Raw genomic sequence first — 26,217 nt, 5'->3', positions numbered from 1 at the left:
AAACAATGTCTATAATTCTTCGAAATAAAATCCAATAAATTAATATAATTCACAAAAAAAGAAAAAATGAGACAAAGAATTACCTCTCCATCTCATCTCCTCTTATTCTTCGTCATTGATTACTACTTTTCGTCCTAAAAGTTTTAAAATAAGCGGTACAACAATCCAAGCAACAGCAATGATTAAAAATATTAATGATAACGGACTTGTAACAAATACGTTCCATTCGCCATTAGAGATGGTTAACGCACGCCGCATATTATTCTCAATCATCGGACCTAATACTAATGCCAAAACTAATGGTGCTACTGGATAATCATTCTTAGTAAATAGATATCCAATTACCCCACAGGCAATTAATAAATATAAATCAAAAGTCGAATATTGAACAGCATACACACCAAAGAAGGATATAGCTATTATAATTGGCAGCAAATATTTTTTGGGTGTTTGAATAATTTTTGCAAACACTTTAACTAAAGGCATATTTAGTATTAATAACACTAAATTCCCAATGAACATACTGGCGATTAATCCCCAAGCAATATCAGGATGATCAGTAAACAATAATGGACCTGGCTGTACATTATACATAATTAATGCACCCATTAAAATCGCTGTTGTTCCTGAGCCAGGAATACCTAAAGTTAATAGTGGAATCATTGCCCCGCCTGAAGCAGCATTGTTAGCCGATTCAGGACCAGCTACACCAGCTATATTGCCTTTTCCAAAAGAGTCTGGATTTTTGCTGGATTTCTTTTCTGTTATATAAGAGAAGAAGGATGCAAGGGTAGCTCCTGCTCCAGGAAGTACTCCTATGAAAAATCCGAGAAATGATCCTCGTGCAATTGGTTTAGCACTATCTTTTAAGTCCTGCTTCGTCGGCAATATTCGATTAATCTTTGCAATCGGTTCATCATCGGCTTCACGTTCCAAGATTGTCTTAAATACCTCTCCTATTGCAAATAACCCAACAGCAATTGTTAAAAACTCTATGCCTCCATATAAAACTGGTATGTCATATGTAAAGCGCGCTATACCAGATACCGCATCAATCCCAATCGTTCCAAGCATTAAACCAAGAACCGTCATAATTAATGCCTTTGTAACCGATTTACCGGCTAAGCCACTTACTGCGCATAAGCCCAATAGCATTAATGAAAAATATTCTGCTGGCCCGAACTCCAAAGCTAAATTTGATAATGGTTTTGCTAATAGAACTAATCCTATCAGTGATACGATTCCTGCTACAAACGAACCTATTGCAGAAATCGATAACGCTGCTCCAGCTCTACCTTGCTGGGCCATTTGATATCCATCTAATGCTGTCACTACAGAAGAGGATTCACCTGGGGTATTTAATAGAATCGAAGTAGTAGAGCCCCCATACATCGCTCCGTAATATACCCCTGCAAGAAGAATGATCGAACTTGCAGCAGCCGCTTCTGTTGGCATACCTGAAGTCAATGTTGCCGTTACGGGTATTAACAAAGCAACCCCACTCATTGGACCGATTCCAGGGAGAACTCCTACTGCAGTTCCGATAATTACACCAACAAGCGCAAATAATATATTATGCCACTGTAAAGCTGTAGCAAACCCATCCAATAAGAATTGAATTGTGCTCATTTACATCCCCCCTTTTAAAATAAAGATAATTTCGGTAACGTCCCTCCAAGTAGATTTACATACATCAGGTAAACTCCCATTGAGAAAACTGCAGCAATAATTATGGATGAGATCATTTTACCCTTCTCCATTACTTGGAAAGCTATTAATAAGAATAGAAATGTTGAGATGACGAATCCAATAATCTCTAATAAGAAAACATATAAAATAGCAGAAACTACTATTATCCCGAAATTCTTATAATACATCTGCGATTTTTCTTTCTGTTCAGTTTCGGCATTCTTTTTAAAGCTTTCATATAACAAACGTAAGCTTAATAGACCTAATACAATTCCTAAGATTAATGGATAAGTTTTTGGTCCAACCGCAGAGCCATATGCACTACCGGAAATCTGTAGACTCCCAGATATAAATAAAAGACTAATTACTAAAAATACAATTCCACTAATTTTGTCAAAAGATTTTACCAAAACTTGCACCTCCAATCATTATAGAAAACGCGGCTAATTGCCAAGCCATTTAGCGGTAAGCCTTTGCCGGACTAAGCCGTTAAAGAAAATGCTGTCCTCCAAGTCATCGCTTATTGGACAGCTTTCTCTTTATTTATGCATCTCTAAAGCTTTTAGCAACTCACTAACTACTGTCTCTTGTTCTTCTAAAAATTTCGTAAAGTCCTCTGCATTTCTATAGTCATTTTGCCAACCATTTCTCTCTAATTCAGAAGTCCATTCTTCACTTTCTGCCATTTCACTTAACTTTGAAGACCAATATTCAACTGCTTCTTTTGACATATTCTTTGGTCCGAATAAGCCTCTCCAAATTGTAAATTCTGCATCAATTCCTAATTCCTGGAATGTTGGCACGTCTTCTAATTCACCAGATAATCTTTCAGTAGAACTTACTGCTAAAACTTTTACATCACCAGATTTTACATATTCACCAATAGCAGATGCATCTGTTGCAATGGCATCCGCATTGCCGCCTAATAATGCTGCGATTGCTTCGCCGCCGCCATCATAAGAAACATATTTTACAAGTTTAGGATCTATTCCATATCCATATGCAGGCAAGATTCCCACAAGATGATCCATTGACCCAGGTGCTGAACCACCTGCCAAAGTAATAGATGTTGGATCGGCTTTAATTGCATCCAATAAATCTGTTAATGTATTAAACTCTGAATCCGCTTTTACAACAATCGCACCATAATCACGTGTTAACTGTGCAAGTGGCGTTGTATCTTTATAACCGTATGGGCTATTTCCTTCTGCCTTTAAATTATTGATAATAATAGGCGGGGATTTGGTCATTAGCATATAATCATTCTCCGCTTCTTTTGTGGCATATTCAGCCATAAAGACTGCCCCCCCACCACCTGCTCTATTTTCAACTGTAATAGGTTTTTCAACTAAACCCGTTTCTGACATAACTTTAGCAATTGCACGTGCTGTTAAATCCCATCCGCCTCCAGCTCCGGAGGGCGCAACAATTGTAATATTGCTTTCTGGATATCCTGAATTAGTTTCCGCATCTGTAGTCCCAGTTGCATCCCCATTACATGCTGCAAGAACTACTGATGACAAAATTGCCAAACAAAGTATTAATATCCTCTTCATTATTAAATTTCCCCCTTTTTATACATTCACTTTTTGAAATAAATGTATATAAATAACTTAATGAAAGCGCATACTTTTTACAATATAACGAATATAAGTTGATATTTTTTCCATAAATGCGATTTTGTTCATATTGTTCACAAAACCGTCAAATTATCGTTGTAAAAAATAAAAGGCAACTCAAAAACTCGTCTATTAAACGAATTTCTGAATTGCCTTTTTTATCTGCTATATTCTTTTTCTGGAATATATCGTCTTTCTGGTCTACCAACTGTCCCATAAATTAAATCCGTATACACCTTATTTTCTGAGACTAGGTATTCTAAGTATCGACGGGCCGTCGAACGACTCAAACCTAAATCTTTCCCCAGTTTTTCTGCCGTGATCCCTTCTGGGTATTTTTGCAAATAATCAAATACCTTCCCATTTGTGATGACATCGATCCCTTTTGGAGTAATTTCATTAATTTGAAGAGATTTCGATGAAGTCCATAATTCTTTAATCTCATTCTCTTCAAGGTTAGAATTTTTCTCAAGAAGCCTTCTTTTAGCACGATAGGTTTCCAAACAATCTTCAAATTTCTCAAAGGTTACTGGCTTTAATAAATAATCCACAACTCCACCACGTAATGCCTTCTTTAAGATATCAGTTTCTGAAGCGGCAGTGATAAATATGATGTCAGTTTCAGGACTATTCAATTTAATATAGTCCAAGACTTCCGTACCTAATAAATCAGGAAAATATACATCCAGCAAAACTAAATCAGGTTTTACAGTATCAATCCATTCAAAAGCTTCTTCACCATTATGTGCTACCCCTATGCATTCATAACCTACGATTTTACTCATAAACTTTTGGTGAATCGTTGCAATTCTTTTATCATCTTCAACAATCAGCACCTCTATTTTGTCCCTCATGATCATTCTCCCCCTTATGTATCACAACGATAAATAGTGCTCCCCCCAGATCACCATTTTCCGTATAAATTTCTCCAGCTAACTCAAGGAGATTCTCTTTTACCTTCATCAGACCAAAGCCATGTCGGTCATTATGAATCCCTTTTGTCGAAACTCTTTTTTCAAAGAGAATATCTTTTACCTTGTTGTCAATTCCATTTCCACTATCTTCTACTTCTATTAATAGTTCTTTCCCATTGTCCAAGATTAATATTCGAACAAGTCTTTGTTCTTCTGGCAGATGTTCAACAGCTTCAAAAGCATTTGTTACTAAATTCCCCAGAATTGATACAAATAGATGCTTTTGAATATGCTTTGGCACAGATTGAAGTTTACTATCTTCATCAAACATAAGCTTTACTTTTAACTCATTGGCACGGTTGAAAAAACCAATTAAGATTCCACTAATAAATGGATCTTGCAATCGATCTGAAATAAAATGAATCAAATTTCCTTGTGCTTCCCGTTCATTATGGATCAACTCGAGAGCTTCTTCATAATTTTGCAGATGAATAAGGCCAGAGATGGTATATAAAAAATTGTTGTATTCATGGGTTTGAGCTCTTAAAGCTTCTGTATATTTTTTCACCTGTGAAAGTTCCATTGCCAATCGATCGATTTCAGATTGGAGACGAAAACTTGATACCACACCTACAACTTTATCCCCTTTTAAAATTGGTATTCGATTAACCAATACTTTATTTCCATTTATTTCCATATCGCGATCAAGATGTCTTTCTCCGGTTGATAGAACTTGATCCATTTGAGTGTTCGGCAATACATTTCGAATATGCTTTCCAATAAGTTGAGTCTCTTCCCCATCCGATAACATCTTATAGGCTGCATGATTGAGTACTGTAATTACTCCATCTTCATTGACCATAATAATTCCTTCTCGGACGGATTCAATGAGCGCATTTTGTTGTTTTAAGAGTTCTGCAATCTCAATTGGTTCAAAATTTAATAGATCTTTTTTTATTCTTGAAGATAGAAGCGAGGCAAAAATCAACCCAATCATAATAAAAATCGCGATAATCCAAACAATATTATCTATATATGTAGAGAAGATATCACTAATGTCTTTCTTTAAATAGCCTACCGAGACTACCCCAATAATTTGATGCTCATCGTTAAAAACAGGCGTCTTTCCCCTTACGGCTGGTCCAAGTGTTCCAGTTGCTTCAGAAATATAAGATAACCCCTTTTCCAATACCCCTTGATTATCATCTCCTACCATCTTTTGACCAATCCGACTTTTGACTGGATGAGAATATCGAATCCCCTCCCGATTTCCAATTACAACATACTCAGCCCCTGTTTCTTTACGAATTTCTTCAGCGATTGGTTGTAAAATTTCACTTGGATTATCCGAGTAAAAACCTGCTTGTACATCTTCACGTATTGCAGTAGTTTTTGCTATTTGCAATGCCTTTGCTCCAATTTCATCTTTAATGGCATTGGATAAAGTAAAATAAAAAGATATGCCAATCGCAACAGAAATCAAAAAAATAATCACAATATTATATAGAAAAATTTTCGACTGCATGGAATCTAATTTCATTTCATCCCCCGAAATGTAAACAATAATAACTCCATTATAATGAATTGTTTAAATATTTTGTAGCTTTGTCATTTTTTTTTAATGATGTAATTCATATAGTGTCGATTTACGCATTAAGAAGGAGATATTTTCATTCGACAAACGTCTCTGTAGCTGCAATAACCGATGGGGGTATAAGATAGATCTGAATTCGAAATGATTTAAAAATCTATTTACTTATTTTTTATTATCCTATTTTATTAATAAAAAAAAAACGCATTAGCTGCAAATAAACTGCAGCATAATGCGTTTGATAAAAGGATTATTTCGAAATGATGTGGATTGGGTTACCTAGTAATACTTCGGCAGTTTCCATCGTGATTTCACCTAATGTTGGGTGAGGGTGGATTGTTAGAGACACATCTTCAGCAGTCATACCGCCTTCGATCGCTAGGCAAAGCTCAGAAATCATGTCAGATGCACCTGCACCGATAATTTGAGCACCTACTAGTAAGCCATCTTCTTTACGAGCTACTAATTTAACAAAACCTTCAGTTTGGTTTAATGCTAATGCACGACCGTTAGCTGCGAATGGGAATTTCGCAACTTTCACTTCTAAGCCTTCAGCTTTAGCAGACTCTTCGCTGTAACCAACAGTAGCCATTTCTGGATCTGTGAAGCATACAGCTGGAATTGCCAAGTAGTCAACAACTGATTTTTCACCAGCAATTGCTTCAGCAGCAACTTTACCTTCGTAAGATGCTTTGTGAGCAAGTTGTGGACCGTCAACGATATCACCGATTGCATAGATATTTGGAATATTTGTGCGACATTGTTTGTCAACTTTGATTAAACCGCGCTCAGCAAATTCGATACCGATTTGCTCTAAACCGATTTCATCTGTGTTTGGACGACGACCTACAGTTACTAATACGTAGTCAGCCTCAACTTTTTTCTCTTCTCCACCAACTTCGTAAGAAACGATTACGCCATTTTCGTTTTCTTCCACACCTTTAGCAGATGCGCCTACTTCGATTGTAACGCCTTTTTTCTTAAGACCTTTTTTAACGATAGCAGTCATTTGTTTTTCGAAGCCAGCCAAGATATCTTTTCCGCCTTCGATAATTGTTACTTCAGTACCGAAGTTTGCAAATGCAGAACCTAATTCAGTACCGATGTATCCACCGCCGATAACAACTAATTTTTTTGGTAATTCTTTTAAGTTAAGAGCACCAGTAGAGTTTAGTACGCGCTCTGTATATTTAAAAGTCGGGATTTCAACAGGACGAGAACCAGTTGCTAAAATTGCATTTTTGAATGTATATGTTTGAGCAGAATCTCCATTGATAATACGTACTGTATTTGCATCAGAGAAGTATGCTTCACCTTGAACGATTTCTACTTTGTTGCCTTTTAAAAGACCTTCAACACCGCCAGTTAATTTTTTAACTACGCCGTTTTTGAAGTTTTGTACTTTTTCAAAATCAAGCTTCACTTCAGAAGCGAAAACACCCATATCTTCTGAATGTTGTGCTTGTTCGAAACGGTGCCCAACTGAAATTAACGCTTTTGAAGGAATACACCCTACGTTAAGGCATACGCCACCTACTACACCTTTTTCTACAATTGTAACTTTTTGACCAGTTTGAGCTGCGCGAATTGCTGCTACATAACCACCAGGTCCGCTACCTACTACTAAAGTGTCAATTTCGATTGCGAAATCTCCTACTACCATTTTTTACGCCTCCATTAATAAAAGTTCCGGGTCACTTAACAAACGTTTTAAATGATTTAAAGCATTTTGCGCAGTGGCTCCGTCGATCATACGATGATCAAAGCTCAATGATAATGCTAACACAGGTGCACCTACAATTTCACCATTTTTTATCACTGGTTTCTCAGAAATTCTTCCGATTCCTAAAATTGCTACCTCAGGATGGTTAATTACTGGCGTAAACCATTGACCTCCAGCAGACCCAATATTCGTAATTGAACATGAACCGCCTTTCATTTCATTAGGTGAAAGTCGACCTTCACGAGCTTTTGTTGCTAATTCATTAATTTCAGCAGAAATATTGAAAATTGATTTACGGTCAGCATGTTTTACTACCGGTACAAGTAATCCTTTTTCAGTATCCGCAGCAATTCCGATGTTGAAATAATGCTTTTGAATAATTTCATTTGTTGCATCATCAAATGAACGGTTGAACTCAGGGTACTCACGTAATGTAGAAACTAAAGCTTTTACTACATAAGGTAAATAAGTTAACTTAATACCCTTTTCCGACGCTATATCCTTGAATTTCTTACGATGTGCTACTAATTCTGTTACATCAACTTCGTCCATTAATGTAACATGTGGAGCAGTTTGTTTCGAGTGAACCATTGCTTTAGCAATTGCTTTGCGAATTCCAGAGATTTTTTCACGCGTTTCTGGGAATTCCCCTTCAAAGCTTACAGGTTGAGATTTAGCAACTGTTTCTTCGGCTACATTCTCTTCAACCACAGTAGTTTCTTCTACTGCTTCAGCTTTAGTCGCCGCTTTTCCGCCAGATAAGTAACTTTCGATATCTTCTTTCAGAATACGTCCATTTTTACCCGATCCGCTTACCAGCTGAATGTTAACATCTTTTGTTCTTGCATATTTACGAACTGACGGCATTGCGATAATGCGTTTTTCACTATCTGAAGTATCTGCTGTAAGGTCTACAGCTGGATCTTCTTTTGAATCACCTTTAACTGGAGCTTTTTCAACAGAGTTACCGTCTTCTGCGGTACCTTGAACTTGTGCACTTGTTGTTGAAGTTGTTTCTTCTTTGTGGTGATCGTCACCCTTGAATTGTAGATTTTCATAGCCAGGTGCATCGATTCGAATGATGACATCGCCTACAACTGCTACAGAGCCTTCTTCTACAAGGATTTCTTCAATTGTTCCTTCTACTGGTGAAGGCATTTCTACAACAGCTTTATCATTTTGAATTTCACAAAGTACATCATCTTCTTGAATTTTATCGCCCGGTTTAACGAACCATTTTACGATTTCCCCTTCATGGATACCCTCTCCAATATCAGGCATGCGGAATTCAAACGCCATATGTTTCACCCTTTCTTTTTACAAATGATTAGAATGTTAATACCTTTTTCGCAGTTTCTAAAATATCTTTATAATTTGGTAACCAAATATTTTCAGCTTGTGGGAAAGGATAAATTGTATCTGGTGCTGCTACACGTAATACTGGTGCTTCTAAGCTCAAGATTGCACGTTCTGTAATTTCAGCAACGACATTTGCTGCAATACCAGCTTGTTTTTGTGCTTCTTGAACTACAATTGCACGGTTTGTTTTTTCAACTGAAGCAACAATCGTTTCAATATCTAATGGTTGAACCGTACGCAAATCTACCACTTCTACTGAGTACCCTTCTTTTTCAAGTTCCTGAGCTGCTTTTAAGCTTTCATGTACCATTAATCCGTAAGCAAAGATCGATAAATCTTTCCCTTCACGTTTCACATCCGCTTTACCAAGTGGAATTGTATATGATTCTTCAGGTACTTCTTCTTTTACAGAACGATATAGTTTTAAGTGTTCCAAGAAAATAACTGGATCGTTATCTCGAATTGATGAAATCAGTAAACCTTTTGCATCGTATGGAGTTGATGGAATAACTACTTTTAGTCCAGGTTGTTGCGCCATTAAACCTTCAAGGCTATCAGAGTGCATTTCAGGTGTATGAACGCCGCCTCCGAATGGAGAACGAATCGTTACAGGCATATTGAAAGTATTTCCTGTTCGGTAGCGATAGCGAGCTAACTGACCACTAATAGAGTCCATTACTTCATACACGAAGCCGAAGAACTGGATTTCAGGAACAGAACGATAACCAGTTAAAGACAAACCTACTGCTAAACCACCGATACCAGATTCAGCAAGTGGTGTATCGAATACACGGTCTACCCCGAATTCCTTTTGAAGACCTTCAGTTGCACGGAAAACCCCACCGTTTACACCTACATCTTCACCATACACTAAAACATTTTCATCATCTCTTAATTCGCAACGGAGTGCATCCGTAATCGCTTGAATCATTGTCATTTGTGCCATTGGTTATTTCGACTCCTTCGCTTCAAAGATTTCATATTGTTCTTGTAAATTAAACGGCTTTTCTTCATACATATTTGAGATTAAGTCCGTTACTTTTTGTTTAGGTGTTTCATCAGCTTTTTTAATAGCTTCTTTAATTTCTTCTTTTGCTTTTTCAATTACTTCTGTTTCTTTTTGTTCATTCCATAAACCTTTACCTTCTAAGTAAATACGGAAGCGAACGATTGGATCTTTTGCTGCCCATTCGTTATCTATGTCAGAAGTACGGTAACGCGTCGGATCATCACCAGACATTGTATGTGGACCATATCGATAACACATTGTTTCGATTAATGAAGGACCTTCACCTCTAACAGCTCGATCACGTGCATCTTTAGTCGCTACGTATACAGCAAGTGGATCCATACCATCTACTAATACACTTGGAATACCCGCAGCAATCCCTTTTTGTGCAATTGTTTTTGCAGCTGTTTGTACTTCTCGTGGAGTTGAAATAGCAAATTGATTATTTTGTACAACGAAAATTGCTGGCGCCTTGAATGCCCCTGCAAAGTTGATTCCTTCATAGAAATCACCTTGAGATGAACCGCCATCTCCTGTGTAAGTAATTGCAACATCCGCTGTACCACGTTTTTTAATACCTAGTGCAACCCCTGCCGTTTGAACATATTGTGCACCGATAATAATCTGTGGAGGTAATACGTTTACGCCTTCAGGAATTTGATTTCCTACAAAATGTCCTCTACTAAATAGGAAAGCTTTCCAAAGAGGAAGACCATGATAAACGATTTGTGGAACATCACGGTAACCTGGTAAAATCCAATCGTTTTTCTCAAGTGCAAAGTGTGAAGCTAATTGTGAAGCCTCTTGTCCAGCAGTTGGAGCATAGAAACCAAGTCTTCCTTGACGGTTTAGCGAGATCGAACGTTGATCTAAAATTCGTGTATATACCATACGCGACATTAATTCAACTAACTCTTCATCTGATAAATTTGGAACTGCTTCCTCGTTAACAATTTTGCCCTCTTCATTTAGAATTTGGAACATTTCAAATTTATTTTCAATTGTCTCTAAAGTAGCAGTTGGATCAAATTGTTTTGAATTTTTTTCTCCCATATAGCACCTCTCCTTAAGTTCTGTATTAAAATATTATTTAAAAAAATTAGTACAATATCTTGTTAAATTGAGTATATAAAAATAAATCCATTCGGTCAATCATTGATTTCCTTTTATTTTGCACTTTTTTTCTTACTGAAAATATATTCAATATAACGTTTCTGTTATATATTAATCACAAAACTGTATTACAACAGAATTTACCAACTCATGTACCCAATAGTTTTCTCGAATAACTTTCCCTTCGATTCGCTTTTTTATTTGTATTCACATATACTTTTATATCTAAACTTTTCTAAAGCAAAATAAAGCAACTTATGATATTTTTTAAAGTAGTTAAATACAACTTTTTGGATTTTATGCTAATCCGTAAATCCCAAGAGTCCTTGGCCGTAAGCGAAAATCGCTACTATACATTGAATACATAGTTATTAAACTGAAAGGAAGTTTGAAGAATGATTTTAATGGAAGATATTATCCGTGATGGTCACCCAACATTAAGAACTAAAGCACAGGAAGTAACGTTTCCTCTAACCGAAGATGACCGAAAACTTGCTCATGACATGTTGGAATACCTCATTAATAGCCAAGATACTGAACTTGCTGAAAAATATGGTCTTCGTCCTGGAGTTGGTTTAGCAGCCAATCAAGTAAACTCTTTAAAAAGAATGTTTGCCCTTCATCTAGAGAATGATAACGGAGAGCAATTAAGCTTTGTTGCCATAAACCCTAAAATCGTGAGTCATTCAGTAGAAAAAACTTATATTCCATCTGGTGAAGGATGTCTATCAGTTGACCGACCAATTCCTGGTTTTGTCCCTCGATATGCGAGAATTACCGTGAAATTCTTTACAGTTGATGGAGAAGAAAAGAAACTGCGCCTAAAAGGATTACCTGCAATCGCCTTCCAGCACGAATTAGACCATTTAAATGGCATTATGTTTTTCGATCACATTAATGACGAAAGCCCGTTTGAACAAGTACCAAATTCATTCCCATTAGGTGAAGAGTAGACCATCTATAAATAATAAAAAGGAGGTGTTTCTCAAATAGAGACACCTCCTTCATTATTAACAAATTATTTTATTTATAGTCTAAGCATTTCAAAACATGGCACATAGACTAATGTTAGAAGGGTATTTTTTCAATCGGCCGCGGAATCTTAACTATTCTAAATGATATTTAGCATTTTCATGGCTTTTGCAATACCATCACGATCAACATGATCAGTTACAATATCTGCTACTTCTTTTACTTGCTCTACCCCGTTGCCCATTGCAACTGATGTGCCAACTTCTTGAAGCATCTCAAGATCATTTAATCCATCACCAAACGCAATGGAGTTTTCAATAGGTATATTCAATTTTTCTAATAATGTCTTAATACCTCTAGCTTTTGAACCATCTTTTGGTAAAATGTCGCAAGAATATGGATGCCATCGAACAAACTTGACTTCTGAAAACGTGTCTCTATATAGCTGCTCATCCGATTCTTCCATGAAAATAAGTGTCTGATACACTTCATTATCTTCATAAAATAATGGATTGCTCATTGGATATGGATATTTTAAAGTATTGATACTTTGTTCAATAAAGGAGTGCCCTTCAATAGAAGCGATCATTTCCTTATCATCGATAAAAACGACTGGATGATTTCGTTCATGCCCAAACTCGATAATTTTCGCTAAATACCCTTTCTCCACACTGTCTGTATAAATCACTTCTCCTTTATACACTACATATTGACCATTAAATGTAACATATGTATCAATTTCTAACTCTTCTATAAGACTCTCAATCATAAAAGGTGCTCTGCCTGTTGCAATCGCAATTTCGTAACCATTGTTCCGAGCAGCCTTAATGGCTTCTTTAGCGGATTCAGGAATTTTCTTTTCATTATTATAAAGTGTCCCATCAACATCAAAAAATATAATCTTTGTCATTTTATAACCCTCTCAACACATATTTATATGTAAATGGAAAATACTTTACATATAGAAAATAGTCAGTATTCTGTAAGTTAGGAGTGATACGCCATGTTAAAACGACTCAAAAAGAGAATTTTGAAACGATTAAATGGCCTCCTCGGAAAAAAATCAATCGCTTAAGCCCTTCAAATTGGAGGGCTTTTCTTTATTTTAAGACAGACGCATGATAATATAAAGGAAATGCATCTTTAACAAAGATTATTGACATTTATCTTCTTTCATTTTAGGAAGGACAAACACTATCCTATTATACAATCAATGTATTCCATAATTAGACGGCGACTAGACAAGTTGACTAAACCTATTCTGGATAAATTTTTAAATTACCTTATCAGTAGAACAAGACTCTTTAACCAATTGATGGTAAAATAGGTACAAGTGTTTTTTCGTGTTAAGAAAAATTATGAAAAGAAGATAAAGCTTTTTGCAAAATCAGTAGCTTTTGATATATCATCTTTTATTATCTTTAAATTATGCAATTCTAACGCTACTCTTTTTATGGCAAGTAGTTCACTTTAAATAATCTATACGATGCACGTAAATGTACGTTAATTAAAGGAGAGAAATCATGATTTACAAAGTTTATTACCAAGAAAACGCTCAAGAGGTACCAGTTCGCGAAAATACTAAAAGTCTTTATTTAGAAGCAGCTTCAGAAAGAGAAGTGCGCAGCTATTTAAAAGATCGCAATTACAACATCGAGTATATCCAATTACTTGAGGGCAATTATTTAGAATATGAAAAAAATAGCCCAAACTTCAACTTGGAGAATGCTTAGATCATTATGAAATTTGTAAAAAATGATCAAGCAGCGGTATTCGCTCTCGGCGGACTGGGCGAAATCGGAAAAAACACATATGCAGTACAATTCCAGGATGAAATTATTGTAATCGATGCTGGAATTAAATTTCCGGATGACGATTTATTAGGAATCGACTATGTTATCCCGGATTACACTTATTTAGTACGTAATGTCGACAAAATTAAAGGGTTATTTATTACCCACGGCCACGAAGATCATATTGGCGGTATCCCTTACCTTTTACGCCAATTGAATATTCCAGTATACGGTGGCAAGCTTGCTCTGGGTTTATTGAGAAATAAATTAGACGAGCACGGTTTACTACGTACGACAAAGCTAATTGAAATCAAGGAAGACGATGTTATCAAATTTAGAAAAACATCTGTAAGCTTCTTCCGAACTACTCACAGTATTCCAGATGCATTTGGAATTGTTGTGAAAACACCTCCTGGCAATATTGTCCATACAGGAGATTTTAAGTTTGACTTCACGCCAGTAGGAGAACCAGCGAACTTAACTAAAATGGCCGAAATTGGCCGTGATGGTGTTCTTTGCCTACTTTCTGATAGTACAAATGCAGAAGTACCAAACTTTACAATGTCTGAACGTAAGGTTGGCGAAAGCATAGATGATATTTTACGTAAAGTAGATGGTCGTATTATATTCGCGACATTCGCTTCCAATATCCATCGACTACAGCAAGTAACAGACGCTGCTGCCCAATTCGGTCGTAAAATTGCTGTATTTGGACGTTCAATGGATAATGCCATATCTATCGGACGTGAATTAGGGTATATTACAGCACCTAAAGAAACATTTGTTGATGCCCAAACGATTAATCGTTTACCTGCAAATGAAGTACTCATTTTATGTACAGGTTCTCAAGGTGAACCAATGGCAGCTTTATCCCGAATTGCAAATGGTACACATAGACAAATTCAAATTCAACCTGGAGATACTGTAGTATTCTCTTCTTCACCAATCCCAGGAAATCAAATGAGTGTTAATAAGATTATTAACCTATTATTCCGCGCTGGTGCAGAAGTCATCCACGGTTCTTTAAACAATATTCATACATCTGGACACGGTTCACAGGAAGAACAAAAGTTAATGCTTCGACTTATGAAACCAAAGTTCTTTATGCCAATCCATGGTGAGTATCGCATGCTCAAAATGCATACTAAACTAGCAGAGGATTGCGATGTACTGATTGATAATACCTTTGTCATGGAAAATGGCGAAGTGCTTGCTTTAAGCGCAAATGAAGCTCATGTTGCAGGAAAAATCCCTTCTGGAGATGTATATATTGATGGAAGTGGTATTGGTGACATCGGTAATATCGTGTTACGCGATCGACGTATCCTTTCTGAGGAAGGTTTAGTCATCGTCGTTGTAAGTGTCGATATGAAGAAGCAAAAGCTTGTAGCCGGTCCTGACATCATTTCACGTGGATTTGTCTATATGCGTGAATCAGGCTCACTAATCAGTGAAGCTCAAAAAATGTTAAACAATCATTTGAACGAAATGGTTCAAGTAAAGTCTACTCAATGGACTGAAATGAAGAACGAAATTACAGACGTTTTAGGTCCTTATTTATTTGAGAAAACAAAACGTCGTCCAATGATTTTACCTATTATAATGGAAGTTTAGGCATTAATAAAAGGTTGTCCGATTTTGGACAACCTTTTTTGATTTGTGTAAGGTTTGGATACTGTTTAACCCGCTTCATTATAAGATACACTTGTTTTTTGAAAATCCTTTAAAAATCCTGATAATCCTGGATTAGCTCATCATTTTTTTCACAAATCGATTAATATCTACATCAGCACCTATTACCAATAAAATATCACCAAGCAATATTTTGTCATCTGCTGCGGGAGAGATTAGAATTGATTCTCCCCTTTTGATTCCGACAATGTTAATACCATAATTTGCTCGAATATCCAAATCAATTAGTGAAGAACCGGCAATTCGATCATTTGCTCGAATTTCCATAATTGAATGTTCATCTGAGAGCTCTAAGTAGTCTAATACATTGCTCGACATCATATTGTTCGCAATCCGAATCCCCATATCTCGCTCTGGATGCACCACATGATCTGCTCCAATTTTATGGAGAACTCTTGCGTGATAATCATTTTGTGCTTTAACAGTAATTTGCTCCACACCAAGATCCTTTAAAATTAGCGTTGTTAAAATACTAGCTTGAATATTTTCACCAATTGCAATAATTACATGTTCAAAATTGCGCAAACCAAGCGACTTAATTACTTCTTCATCTGTTGTATCCGCAATTACAGCTTGAGTTGCAATTTTTGCATATTCATCTACTCGTTCCGCTTCCGTATCAATTGCTAATACGTCTGCCCCTAAGCGAATCAACTCTCTTACAATACTCCCACCGAAACGGCCTAAACCTACTACTACAAATTCTTTTTTCATCTTGAACCTCCGTACATAATCATCAATGCTACTATTTTAACTTAGTGTTATTATTTTGTACAAATATCCTTTGAAAAATTTGTTAAAAGTTTTAGTAACTGCTTTTCACACCAATAACTCGTATTCTTTTATAGTCGGCAAACCAATTGCCCTCTTTATATAGAATATTTTTTAAATTATGCTCAACACGCTTAATTATGTTCTGCTTCTGTTTTTCATCAATACCGTTAAACAATTGAGCACCAAACATTTCAATCCAATTTTGCAAGCCGAGCTCACCATCTAATTTTGTTGGCCGATCATAGTGCTGCGCCAATGTTACTCTAAAGCCTACCTCCTCCATTAGAGAGGTATACTCGGCAATACTTGGATAAAACCATGGAAACTGTTCTTCACTAAAATCCATTCCCAGTGTTTTTATTTCCCTTATTATTTCATTTGTTATGGTCTGTACATTCCCTTTCCCACCAAACTCTGCTACAAACCTTCCTCCTTGTTTTAAGCTGTTCTGAATGCAATTCAGTGCTTTTTCTGGTGTTTTTACCCAATGTAGTGTTGCATTTGAAAAAACAGCATCAAATTCGTTCTTATAAAGTAATTCAGTAGCATCCTTCACTTCAAATGCTATCTCTTCATATTTATTTCTCGCTTGTTCAATCATATTGGCGGATTTATCCACACCTATTACATTAGCACCCAAATCCTTCATTTGCCGTGCTAAATCTCCTGTACCACAACCGAGATCCAGAATCTTTTCATTTTCCATTGGTGCTAGAAATTGAATTAAATCTATACCATACTGTGATACAAAAGAATGGCTTTTATCATACAAATGGGCATTCCATTGATCGTTCACTGTATTTACCATGACTATCCCTCCTATTCCAATCTTAATTTTACTGCGAAACTCTCAACCTTGAATATTTCCTATAAATTATCAGCCTTATAAGTAAAGGTAATAAGACTATTTTTTTAATAAACCCATAACCATATGAATACCATATACTTATGTGCTAACCAAGGAGGCGTATACAGCTTGGCTCTCTTTTTTGAAAGTGCTATATTTGAACATCAGTTTTGGTTGAGGATATTAGGAGACCATTCTAGATTTATACGTGACTCCCTTTATCCATCTGAGAAAGAGGATATTGCGAAAGCTTCTCAATTTATACAGGTATTTGACCAATTTCACGCCCAATTAAAACAGCAAAACGAGACCACAATCCTCCCTTTTACAAATAAGGTGGAAGAAGCAGTAAACGAACTAAAGGCTTTAAAGCTCTCTATAATAAGACGTCATATTACCGGGCAAATGAAGATTCATCTTACTCCAAGCTTTGTAAATCATATGGTAAATGAACTGGAAGAGTTTCAAAGAATCATTGGTTACTTGAAGCAGGAAAAACTCCTCCAATTTTCCACGAGCTACACCATCATTTACTTTGGCTATTAGATGCGTCCGGGCATGCAGGTGCTATTAATGATAGGCTGGACGGAGTTGAAAGACGGCTGAAAGAAAAAAGTCAAACCTTTACGAAGCATTTTGACGATTTTTACTTAAAAGCAGTTGAACTAACAGGATTTTTGCAACAAATATCCACAGGTTTCCTTCACTCTCGAAATTTAATAAGGATGTTGAAATAGAAATGAGCCTCTTCAAAACTTTTTTAAATGAGCTTGAGGAAATGGAGATAAATGCGGAAAGCCTAGGAGTTTTGTCTCCTTTGATGGCGGACCATATGGCTAGAGAAGAACAATATTATTTAATGAAGCTTGCACAATCTAATCAGGCATAAATAACAAAAAGTGTAGACTATAATCTAAAGTCTACACTTTTCTAACTTTTCTTCTTCCCTTTGCTTATCATTCATTTAAAAGTTTAACCACTCTTTTTTCTAACATCTTCATGCCACTTCCTCCTACCTGATAGTGACGAAGCATCCCATTACGATCGAATAGGTAATAAGCAGGCACATACTGATTATTGAAAGTGTCTGTTAGCGTCATTTGATTATCAATAAAAATAGGCTGTGTTAATTTATATTTACGGGCAGTTTTTTTTATTTTTCCTATGTCCATATCTTCCTTTGACCTTGGCATATGGACTGCTAGAAAATTAACTTGTTCATGGTACTTAACTCTAAATCTATTCAGTTCAGGCAAACTCTCTAAACAATCGTAACAGCTCAAAGACCAAAAATGTATGATAGTTGGCTTTTCTCCTATTAAATTCTCCCGCTTGACCTTGCCATTTAACCAGTCCGCTTCACCAATTAAGTCAGGCATTTTGGAACGTAATTTCATTTAACCTCCTCCTTAAAAGAATTGTACAGCCCCCGATTTTGAATTTATAATGTATCGTCACCTGGACGCCAGCTTGCCGGACATAAACCCCCTGTTTGCAACGCTTGCAGAACACGTAACACCTCTTCAATATCACGCCCAATATTATTATGATGGATTACTTGATATTGAAGCTCACCCTCGGGATTAATAATAAATAATCCTCTAAGCGCAATCCCCTCTTCTTCAACTAAAACGCCGTACTTTTTTGCCACCTGGTGATTATGGTCCGCTGCTAGAGGGTATTGAAGTTGACCAAGACCATTTTTTGTACGTTCTGTATTGATCCAAGCTAAGTGTGTATAAACCGTATCAGTGGAAACACCTAACACCACTGCATCAAGTTCATCAAATTCATCGTGATAATCGGACATCTCCGTAATTTCAGTTGGACACACAAAAGTAAAATCCATCGGGTAAAAAAATAAAACCGTCCATTTTTCTTTTTTTATGTTTTCTTCTAATGAAACTTTTCCAAAAGACTTATCGGGCATAACGGCATCCATTATAAAATCTGGCGCTGGTTTGCCGACCTGTAAATCTATCATTTTCGTTTCCCCCATTTAGAAGTTCATAGTAAAAACCAACATTGAAGTATTCTTTTTTGATAAGTTGAAGAAAATAAGTATAGTAAATAGGTTCATTTTTCTAGGAAAATCTTTCAAAAACTTCTCTTGAATTGCTTATGCGATTCTGTATAATAGTATCATAATAGTAAACATTAAGTTTTTAAATAGTAAACTTTCATACTTTAAGTTTATGTATATTAAACAAATAAGGAGCTATTCAAGTGCAAATTGGTGCGAAAATTAAAGCATTACGACTTAAAAAAGGACTGACACAGGAAGAATTAGGTGAAAGAACTGATTTAACAAAAGGATATCTCTCTCAACTAGAACGTGATTTAAATTCGCCATCAATTGAAACATTATTTTCTATTTTGGAAGTGTTGGGCACTACCCCAAAAGAATTCTTTGACGACTCGTTACAAGAACAAAAAGTAATCTATAACGTAGAAGACCAAACCTCATATACAGATGAAGATAAAAAATATAAGATTCAATGGCTGATTCCAACTTCCAATGAAAAAGAAATGGAACCAGTCCTTATAACACTTCAAAAGGATGGCGAATATAAACAATTCGAACCTTCTTTAGCTGAGACATTTATCTATGTATTAAAGGGTCGGATACGGGTGGTCTTAGGCAAAAACGAATATATCGCTTGTGAAGGAAATGCTATTTACTATGAAGCTTCCACGAATCATCAAATTTTTAACGCTAACAATGCAGAAACTCAAATTTTACTAGTTGCAACAGATTCTTATTTATAGTTTAGGAGGCAAGAGAATGAACGATACAATTATTCGATTTGAGAATGTTTCAAAATCGTATGATGATGGAACAGTTGTATTAAAAAATATTAATTTTGAACTTGAAAGAGGAAAGTTCTATACCCTTTTAGGTCCTTCTGGGTGCGGAAAAACGACCATTCTACGTATTATTGCTGGATTCACGGATCCTACTGAAGGTTCGATTTACTTTAATGATAAAAAAATAAATCAAATTCCCGCCAATGAACGTCAGGTAAATACCGTTTTTCAAGACTATGCCTTATTTCCGCATTTAAACGTATTTGAAAATGTCGCTTTCGGTCTACGAATTAAAAAGCTGAAAGAAAAAGAAATTCAAGAACGAGTTTTGGAAGCTTTAAAATTCGTTAATCTAGGCGGATATGGAAATCGCGAAATCTCGGAAATGTCTGGTGGCCAACGTCAACGTGTGGCCATTGCCCGTGCGATTGTAAATGATCCGGAAGTCATTCTTTTGGACGAGCCCTTATCTGCACTGGATTTGAAGCTTCGTTCAGAAATGCAATATGAGCTTCGTGAGCTACAGCAACGTTTAGGGAAAACCTTTGTCTTTGTAACGCATGATCAAGAAGAAGCTCTAGCCATGTCCGATGAAATTTTCGTTATTAACGATGGTGAAATCCAACAATCCGGGACTCCAGTAGATATATATGATGAGCCAATTAACCGTTTTGTTGCCGATTTTATTGGTGAGTCAAATATTGTGGATGGCGTTATGATTGAAGACTTCAAAGTTCAATTTACCGGCAAAACATTCGATTGTGTTGACCAAGGTATGCGACCAAATGAGAAAATTGATATCGTGATTCGTCCTGAGGATTTAGAAATAACTACTATAGATAAAGGAAAACTTGTTGTTACTGTTGATACACAATTATTCCGTGGTGTTCATTATGAATTATCCACTTACGATAAAGATGGCAATGAATGGCTTGTGCATTCACTTAAAAAGGCAGATGTAGGCGAACAAATTGGCTTAGACTTTGATCCTGAAAGTATTCATGTAATGCGTCTAAACGAAACAGAAGAAGAATTCGATAAACGTTTGGAAGCTTACGGAGAAGATGAAAATGTTCAATAAAGCTTCTAAGGGCTCGCTATTTCCCTATTACCTATGGATAGCATTATTTGTCATCGCGCCAATCGTCTTAATCGTATATTATTCAATGTTAGACTTAAATGGGAATTTTACATTAGCTAACTATTCGGCTTTCTTTTCTACCGTATATTTAAAAATGACGCTAACAAGCTTTTGGTATGCCTTCTTAATCACACTATTTACTTTACTAATTGCTTACCCAACTGCTTTTCTATTAACTAAAACAAAGCATAAGCATCTATGGTTAATGCTGATTATTATTCCCTCTTGGATTAACTTATTATTAAAGACTTATGCTTTTATCGGGATTTTCGGATTATACGGTCCTATAAATGCCTTTCTAGAGGTATTTGGACTGGATGCACAGCAAATTCTGTTTACAGATTTCAGTTTCATATTTGTTTCAGTTTATATTTTTATTCCATTTATGATTATTCCAATTTTCAACTCACTTGATAAATTGAACCCGACACTAGTGTATGCAGCACGTGATTTAGGTGCTTCTAGTTTTACAACTTTCCGTCGTGTTATTTTTCCTTTAACAATTGACGGTGTAAAATCCGGGATTCAAGTAACCTTTATACCAGCACTATCATTATTCATGATTACACGCTTAATTGCCGGTAACCAAGTCATCACTCTAGGTACTGCGATTGAGCAACAATTCCTTGTTTCACAAAACTGGGGTATGGGCTCAACGATCGCTGTATTCTTAATTATTATTATGGTTATCATTATGCTTCTGACTGGTCAGAAGAAGGGAGGCCGTGCATAATGAAAAAATTATCAACTGCCTCAAAAATCTATTTATTACTTGTTTTTATTGTTTTATATGCACCAATTTTCTACCTAATTTTTTATTCATTTAATAGTGGCGGCTCCATGAATAGCTTCGAGTCCTTCACATTAGACCATTATCAAGCAGTATTTGAAGACTCCCGACTTATAGTTATTTTGATTAATACAGTTATCATCGCCCTATTGTCAGGTTTGATTGCTACAATTATTGGTACATTAGGTGCAATTGGAATTGTCTCTATTAAGGATAAAAAAATGCGGAACACAATACTTTCATTAAATAACGTTTTAATCGTAAGTCCTGATGTGGTCATTGGGGCAAGTTTCTTAATTTTATTTACAATGATTGGGGTAAAATTAGGTTTTACATCTGTTTTAGTCTCCCATGTGGCCTTTAGTATTCCTATAGTAGTTTTGATGGTTTTACCAAAGCTTTTAGAAATGAATACATCGCTTATTGATGCTGCACGTGACTTAGGAGCATCTAAACGGGATGTATTAACTCGAGTTATTCTTCCCTATATTCAACCGGGAATTTTTGCAGGGTTCTTCTTAGCCCTAACCTATTCATTAGATGATTTCGCTGTTACTTTTTTCGTTACAGGGAACGGATTTTCTACCCTATCCATTGAAATTTATTCGATGGCAAGAACAGGAATCTCTTTAACAGTAAATGCGATTTCGGGACTTGTCTTCTTTGTAACTGTTTTAGTTGTTATTGGCTACTACACTGTAACAAATCGTAGAAAACGAGTAAGTGAGGAGGTACAACGATGAAATCATTAGTTCAAGCTACTGTAGCTATCATAGTCGTCTGTGCCCTCCTATTCTTTATGGCAGATCGATTAGAATCAGCAGGTTCTGCTGGAAGCAAAGATACGATCACCGTCTATAACTGGGGCGAGTATATCGATCCTGATATAATTGATCAATTTACTGAAGAAACAGGCATTAAAGTCATTTATGAAACGTTCGATTCAAACGAGGCCATGATGACTAAAGTAGAACAAGGCGGTTCTGCTTATGATGTGGCTGTTCCATCCGAATATATGGTTGAGATGATGAAGGAAAAAGACTTATTGTTACCAATTGATCATTCTAAGCTTCCAAATTTACAAAATATTGACCCTTATTTTTTGGACTTGGCATTTGACCCAGGAAACAAATATTCTATTCCTTATTTCTGGGGAACGGTTGGCATAGTTTATAATCCAAGCCTAGTTGCCGATCATTTAGACTTTACATCCTGGGAAGATCTTTGGGACCCATCTTTAAAAGAAAAAGTATTTTTAGTAGATGGAGCTCGTGAAGTAATGGGAATGGGGCTTAACTCCTTAGGCGAATCACTTAATGCGAAAGATGAGACCCTTCTTCGTCAAGCAACCGATAAATTAATTACATTATCACCTAATATTAAAGCGATTATCGGGGATGAAATAACACCTCTTATGATTAACAACGAGGCAACTGTCGCCCTTACTTGGTCTGGTCAGGCGGCCGATATGATGTGGGAAAATGAAGAGCTTGATTTTGCCGTTCCTGAAGAAGGATCTAATTTATGGTTTGATAATTTCGTGATTCCTAAAACTGCAGCGAATTTAGAGGGTGCTCATGCCTTTATCAACTTTATGTTAGATGCTGAAAATTCTGCACAAAATAATGATTATGTTGGCTACTCTACACCAAACGCTGCAGCCATGGAACTAATGGATCCAGAAGTAATAGAAGACGAACGATTCTATCCTGATGAGGAGCTTCGTGATAAATTAGAGGTTTATGAAAACCTTGGTTTACGATGGTTAGGAAAATATAATGAATATTTCCTTAAGTTTAAAATGAGTATACGTTAATTCTTTTAGTCGATGACATTCTTCTATGAATATCATCGACTTTTCTATCGAATATCAGCCTAAAGACCTCTTTTTATATGTAGTTAATCGATATACAATATGATAAGCTTTTAGATACACGAATTAATTTACTTTTTGGGGATACATGTAAGGGGAAAGGTGGACTGGGATGTCACAGAAAAAGAAAAAATTAGCTTTATCGATTTTAATGCTTAATATGTTTATTACCATGGGTGGTGTAGGAATTGTTATTCCTGTACTACCTTCCTATTTAGATATTTTCGGTGTTGGTGGCGAAGTCTACGGTTCTTTAATCGCAGTTTTTGCATTAGCGCAATTTTTATTTTCACCGATCGCTGGAAATTTGTCGGATCGATTCGGCCGGAAAATATTTATTATAGGCGGACTCATTATTTACGGAATTTCACAAATCATTTTTGGCCTAGCTACTGATGTTTGGATTTTATACTTAGGCCGCTTCTTAAGTGGTTTCGGTGCTGCGTTCATTATGACAACAATTATGGCTTATGTGGCTGATATCACAACCATTGAAGAACGCGGGAAAGGTATGGGATTAATTGGAGCAGCCATCTCTCTAGGATTTATGATTGGCCCTGCATTAGGAGGATTTCTGGCAAATGTTAATTTACATTTCCCATTCTATTTAGCTGGAGTTGTCGCTTTAGTCGCAGCTCTACTTTCGTATATTGTACTACCGAATGTTCAGCCACAAATAAACGATGCGGTAAAAAATGCACCTAGAGAAAACATTTTGAATCAATTAGTTCGTTCCGTTAAAACACCTTATTTTGTTATTTTAATTATTGTATTTACTTTTAGTTTTGGTATTTCAAATTTCCAATCAACCCTATCAATGTTCTTAACCTATAAATTTGATTACTCACCAACAGATATTGCCATTGTCATCACTGTAGGTGGTTTCGCTGGTGTAATACTTCAAATGTTTATTATTGATAAATTGTTCAAGCGTTTTGGTGAAATGAAGGTTATTTTAGTTAATTTAGTGGCAGCTGCCATAACAATGGTCTTCATGGTTTTTGTTGGCGGGTTCTTCATTATTTTAGCTGTAGCAACCTTATTCCAAATTGCTACAGTATTTATTCGCCCAGCAGTAAATACATTGATTTCCAAGTTTGCTGGAAATGAGCAAGGATTTGCGGCTGGTATGAACAACGCCTATATGAGTTTGGGCAATATGATTGGTCCTGCACTTGCTGGAGTATTATTAGAATGGCATTTGTCTATTCCATTCATATTAGGGGCTGTAATTTTATTAGGTTGCTTTGTTTTGGCTTTAGTTTGGACATTGAAAAAATCTCCTGGCTTACTAAAACCATCAGCTTAATAAATCGGTCATGTTATTGCCTTTTTATTCCCACAAAATGAAAATGGAAATGCCCTATGAGGACATTTCCATTTTTTGTTTTATTAATTTCTGATAAATTGTTCCACGAAATTCGCATTAAATGAAAGCAACTTCTCATCAGGGTTGATTTTTGCATGGTGTAAGCCATATTCACAATTAGCTCCAGACCAAAACATTGCGCCTGGTATATCTTTTATGAAATAGCCAAAATCTTCGCCAGTCATTGCGGCAGGACATTCATATGAGGTTGCACCCTCGAATTCTTCCGCAAAATCCAGTAACTTTTTTGCACATTCAGAATCATTATTTACCTCATAATACATAGATCCATAATCTATGTGAATTTCACATTCAAAAGAGGCTTCAATTCCAGCGCAAATGGCTTCAATTCGCTTTTTTACTTCAGCCATAGCCTCTGCATTAAGCGTACGAATTGTTCCTTCTAATCTTGCATTCTCGGCAATAATATTTTGGACTGTACCTGAAGTCAGTTTTCCGATAGTTACCACAGCACTGTCCATTGGATTAACATTACGACTAACAATCGTCTGTAATTGTACGATCAAGTTCGCAGCTGCGACTGTCATATCCCTTGTCTTATGAGGATATGCAGCATGTCCGCCTAAACCTTTTAGATCAATAAATAGCTCTGAAGTATTGGCAAATAAAAGACCTGGACGAGTCGCCACTGTCCCCACGGGGTATTCAGGAGCGATATGTAAGGCATAGATTTCATCCGCCAAAAGATCCGGTCTCTCTGCTTTTAACCAATTTAACATAGGCTCCGCCCCACCAGGACCTTCTTCAGCAGGCTGGAAGTACACGACAACGTTTTGTGTTGGGGGTGATACAGCTAAAGCTTCAACTAAGCCAAGTGCGATTGTCATATGGCAATCGTGGCCACATGCATGCATCTTCCCTTCATGAGTGGATGAAAACGTTAACCCTGTTTCCTCAACAATAGGTAAACCATCAATGTCTGAACGCCAACCAATTGTCTTAGATGGATTACTACCGTCAATTTTCACCACAATACCTGTTTTCCAAGTTATAACATTTAAATGTTCTTGTGGAAATTGAGAGATTTTATCAAGCAAATACGCTTGAGTTTTGAATTCTTGAAATCCTAACTCGGGTATTTGATGTAACTCTCTTCGAATTTGAATGAGTGTATCCATCC

Annotated in this window: 25 protein-coding genes and 1 pseudogene; 11 read left to right on the top strand and 15 right to left on the bottom strand. The window is 36.3% G+C overall.

What is annotated here, in order from left to right:
• Positions 1–102 precede the first annotated feature (102 nt).
• The 9 genes from C1N55_RS05475 to pdhA all read right to left on the bottom strand — a co-directional run bounded on the left by C1N55_RS05475 (position 103) and on the right by pdhA (position 10,957).
• The gene (locus tag C1N55_RS05475; protein WP_137727885.1) at positions 103–1,629 is read right to left on the bottom strand and encodes a tripartite tricarboxylate transporter permease; all 1,527 of its coding nucleotides are present in this window, start codon (positions 1,627–1,629) and stop codon (positions 103–105) included.
• Positions 1,630–1,643: 14 nt separating this feature from the next.
• Positions 1,644–2,099, bottom strand: coding sequence for a tripartite tricarboxylate transporter TctB family protein (locus tag C1N55_RS05470; protein WP_137727884.1), 456 nt, complete (start codon positions 2,097–2,099; stop codon positions 1,644–1,646).
• Positions 2,100–2,228: 129 nt separating this feature from the next.
• Complete coding sequence (locus C1N55_RS05465) at positions 2,229–3,245, bottom strand: tripartite tricarboxylate transporter substrate binding protein (RefSeq protein ID WP_137727883.1); 1,017 nt, start codon at positions 3,243–3,245, stop codon at positions 2,229–2,231.
• 221 nt (positions 3,246–3,466) lie between these two features.
• Positions 3,467–4,162 (bottom strand): response regulator transcription factor, encoded by a 696-nt coding sequence (locus C1N55_RS05460; protein WP_137727882.1) that lies wholly within the window; start codon positions 4,160–4,162, stop codon positions 3,467–3,469.
• Positions 4,131–5,762, bottom strand: coding sequence for an ATP-binding protein (locus tag C1N55_RS05455; protein WP_137727881.1), 1,632 nt, complete (start codon positions 5,760–5,762; stop codon positions 4,131–4,133). Before C1N55_RS05455 ends, C1N55_RS05460 begins: the two co-directional genes overlap by 32 nt.
• Before the next feature lie 301 nt (positions 5,763–6,063).
• A complete protein-coding gene (gene lpdA, locus C1N55_RS05450; protein WP_137727880.1) occupies positions 6,064–7,476 on the bottom strand; it encodes a dihydrolipoyl dehydrogenase in 1,413 nt (470 codons plus the stop codon).
• Positions 7,477–7,479: 3 nt separating this feature from the next.
• A complete protein-coding gene (locus tag C1N55_RS05445; RefSeq protein WP_137727879.1) occupies positions 7,480–8,835 on the bottom strand; it encodes a dihydrolipoamide acetyltransferase family protein in 1,356 nt (451 codons plus the stop codon).
• A 28-nt stretch (positions 8,836–8,863) separates the two neighbouring features.
• A complete protein-coding gene (locus C1N55_RS05440) occupies positions 8,864–9,841 on the bottom strand; it encodes an alpha-ketoacid dehydrogenase subunit beta (protein ID WP_137727878.1) in 978 nt (325 codons plus the stop codon).
• Between the two features lie 3 nt (positions 9,842–9,844).
• On the bottom strand, positions 9,845–10,957 hold the full coding sequence (gene pdhA / locus C1N55_RS05435) for a pyruvate dehydrogenase (acetyl-transferring) E1 component subunit alpha (RefSeq protein WP_137727877.1): 1,113 nt from the start codon (positions 10,955–10,957) through the stop codon (positions 9,845–9,847).
• A gap of 455 nt (positions 10,958–11,412) precedes the next feature.
• Here pdhA and def point away from each other — a divergent pair, with 455 nt between their 5' ends.
• Positions 11,413–11,970 (top strand): peptide deformylase, encoded by a 558-nt coding sequence (gene def / locus C1N55_RS05430; RefSeq protein WP_137727876.1) that lies wholly within the window; start codon positions 11,413–11,415, stop codon positions 11,968–11,970.
• A gap of 158 nt (positions 11,971–12,128) precedes the next feature.
• Here def and C1N55_RS05425 read toward each other — a convergent pair whose 3' ends face one another.
• Positions 12,129–12,899 (bottom strand): Cof-type HAD-IIB family hydrolase, encoded by a 771-nt coding sequence (locus C1N55_RS05425; RefSeq protein WP_137727875.1) that lies wholly within the window; start codon positions 12,897–12,899, stop codon positions 12,129–12,131.
• A gap of 613 nt (positions 12,900–13,512) precedes the next feature.
• Here C1N55_RS05425 and C1N55_RS05420 point away from each other — a divergent pair.
• Positions 13,513–13,722 carry a DNA-dependent RNA polymerase subunit epsilon gene (locus C1N55_RS05420; protein ID WP_137727874.1) on the top strand — a complete coding sequence of 70 codons (210 nt, stop codon included), beginning with the start codon at positions 13,513–13,515 and terminating at the stop codon, positions 13,720–13,722.
• A 6-nt stretch (positions 13,723–13,728) separates the two neighbouring features.
• The gene (gene rnjA / locus C1N55_RS05415; protein ID WP_137727873.1) at positions 13,729–15,396 is read left to right on the top strand and encodes a ribonuclease J1; all 1,668 of its coding nucleotides are present in this window, start codon (positions 13,729–13,731) and stop codon (positions 15,394–15,396) included.
• Positions 15,397–15,528: 132 nt separating this feature from the next.
• On the opposite strand, the gene C1N55_RS05410 is transcribed toward rnjA, so the two are convergent.
• Together C1N55_RS05410 and C1N55_RS05405 are read right to left on the bottom strand one after the other, a co-directional pair.
• The gene (locus C1N55_RS05410; RefSeq protein WP_137727872.1) at positions 15,529–16,188 is read right to left on the bottom strand and encodes a potassium channel family protein; all 660 of its coding nucleotides are present in this window, start codon (positions 16,186–16,188) and stop codon (positions 15,529–15,531) included.
• Positions 16,189–16,279: 91 nt separating this feature from the next.
• The gene (locus tag C1N55_RS05405) at positions 16,280–17,056 is read right to left on the bottom strand and encodes a class I SAM-dependent methyltransferase (protein WP_137727871.1); all 777 of its coding nucleotides are present in this window, start codon (positions 17,054–17,056) and stop codon (positions 16,280–16,282) included.
• Between the two features lie 168 nt (positions 17,057–17,224).
• On the opposite strand from C1N55_RS05405, the gene C1N55_RS20990 reads away from it, so the two are divergent.
• Together C1N55_RS20990 and C1N55_RS20985 are read left to right on the top strand one after the other, a co-directional pair.
• Positions 17,225–17,641: a DUF2935 domain-containing protein gene (locus tag C1N55_RS20990; RefSeq protein ID WP_370452585.1), complete on the top strand. Its 417-nt coding sequence runs from the start codon at positions 17,225–17,227 to the stop codon at positions 17,639–17,641.
• A pseudogene (locus C1N55_RS20985) lies at positions 17,602–17,984 on the top strand (DUF2935 domain-containing protein). Before C1N55_RS20990 ends, C1N55_RS20985 begins: the two are co-directional and overlap by 40 nt.
• 67 nt (positions 17,985–18,051) lie before the next feature.
• Here C1N55_RS20985 and C1N55_RS05395 read toward each other — a convergent pair.
• Positions 18,052–18,492, bottom strand: coding sequence for a TlpA disulfide reductase family protein (locus C1N55_RS05395; protein WP_137727870.1), 441 nt, complete (start codon positions 18,490–18,492; stop codon positions 18,052–18,054).
• A gap of 44 nt (positions 18,493–18,536) precedes the next feature.
• On the bottom strand, positions 18,537–19,079 hold the full coding sequence (locus C1N55_RS05390; RefSeq protein WP_137727869.1) for a peroxiredoxin: 543 nt from the start codon (positions 19,077–19,079) through the stop codon (positions 18,537–18,539).
• A 242-nt stretch (positions 19,080–19,321) separates the two neighbouring features.
• On the opposite strand from C1N55_RS05390, the gene C1N55_RS05385 reads away from it, so the two are divergent.
• From C1N55_RS05385 to C1N55_RS05360, 6 genes are all read left to right on the top strand, one after another.
• On the top strand, positions 19,322–19,864 hold the full coding sequence (locus tag C1N55_RS05385) for a helix-turn-helix domain-containing protein (RefSeq protein ID WP_137727868.1): 543 nt from the start codon (positions 19,322–19,324) through the stop codon (positions 19,862–19,864).
• A gap of 16 nt (positions 19,865–19,880) precedes the next feature.
• Entirely contained in the window at positions 19,881–20,984 is a 1,104-nt protein-coding gene (locus C1N55_RS05380; protein WP_137727867.1) for an ABC transporter ATP-binding protein, read from the top strand.
• A complete protein-coding gene (locus C1N55_RS05375) occupies positions 20,974–21,777 on the top strand; it encodes an ABC transporter permease (protein WP_137730544.1) in 804 nt (267 codons plus the stop codon). The genes C1N55_RS05380 and C1N55_RS05375 overlap by 11 nt, the downstream gene beginning before the upstream one ends.
• Positions 21,777–22,577: an ABC transporter permease gene (locus tag C1N55_RS05370; RefSeq protein WP_137727866.1), complete on the top strand. Its 801-nt coding sequence runs from the start codon at positions 21,777–21,779 to the stop codon at positions 22,575–22,577. The genes C1N55_RS05375 and C1N55_RS05370 overlap by 1 nt, the downstream gene beginning before the upstream one ends.
• Positions 22,574–23,650, top strand: a complete 1,077-nt coding sequence (locus C1N55_RS05365) for an ABC transporter substrate-binding protein (protein WP_137727865.1) — start codon at positions 22,574–22,576, stop codon at positions 23,648–23,650. Before C1N55_RS05370 ends, C1N55_RS05365 begins: the two co-directional genes overlap by 4 nt.
• Before the next feature lie 169 nt (positions 23,651–23,819).
• Positions 23,820–25,016 (top strand): MFS transporter, encoded by a 1,197-nt coding sequence (locus tag C1N55_RS05360; protein WP_137727864.1) that lies wholly within the window; start codon positions 23,820–23,822, stop codon positions 25,014–25,016.
• 83 nt (positions 25,017–25,099) lie between these two features.
• On the opposite strand, the gene C1N55_RS05355 is transcribed toward C1N55_RS05360, so the two are convergent.
• On the bottom strand, positions 25,100–26,215 hold the full coding sequence (locus tag C1N55_RS05355) for an N-acetyldiaminopimelate deacetylase (RefSeq protein WP_137727863.1): 1,116 nt from the start codon (positions 26,213–26,215) through the stop codon (positions 25,100–25,102).
• Positions 26,216–26,217 lie beyond the last annotated feature (2 nt).

Source organism: Lysinibacillus sp. SGAir0095 (genome assembly GCF_005491425.1).
Classification (GTDB): domain Bacteria; phylum Bacillota; class Bacilli; order Bacillales_A; family Planococcaceae; genus Ureibacillus.
Note: the sequence above shows the minus strand (reverse complement) of the source record. Positions and strands in the feature narration are given on the sequence as shown.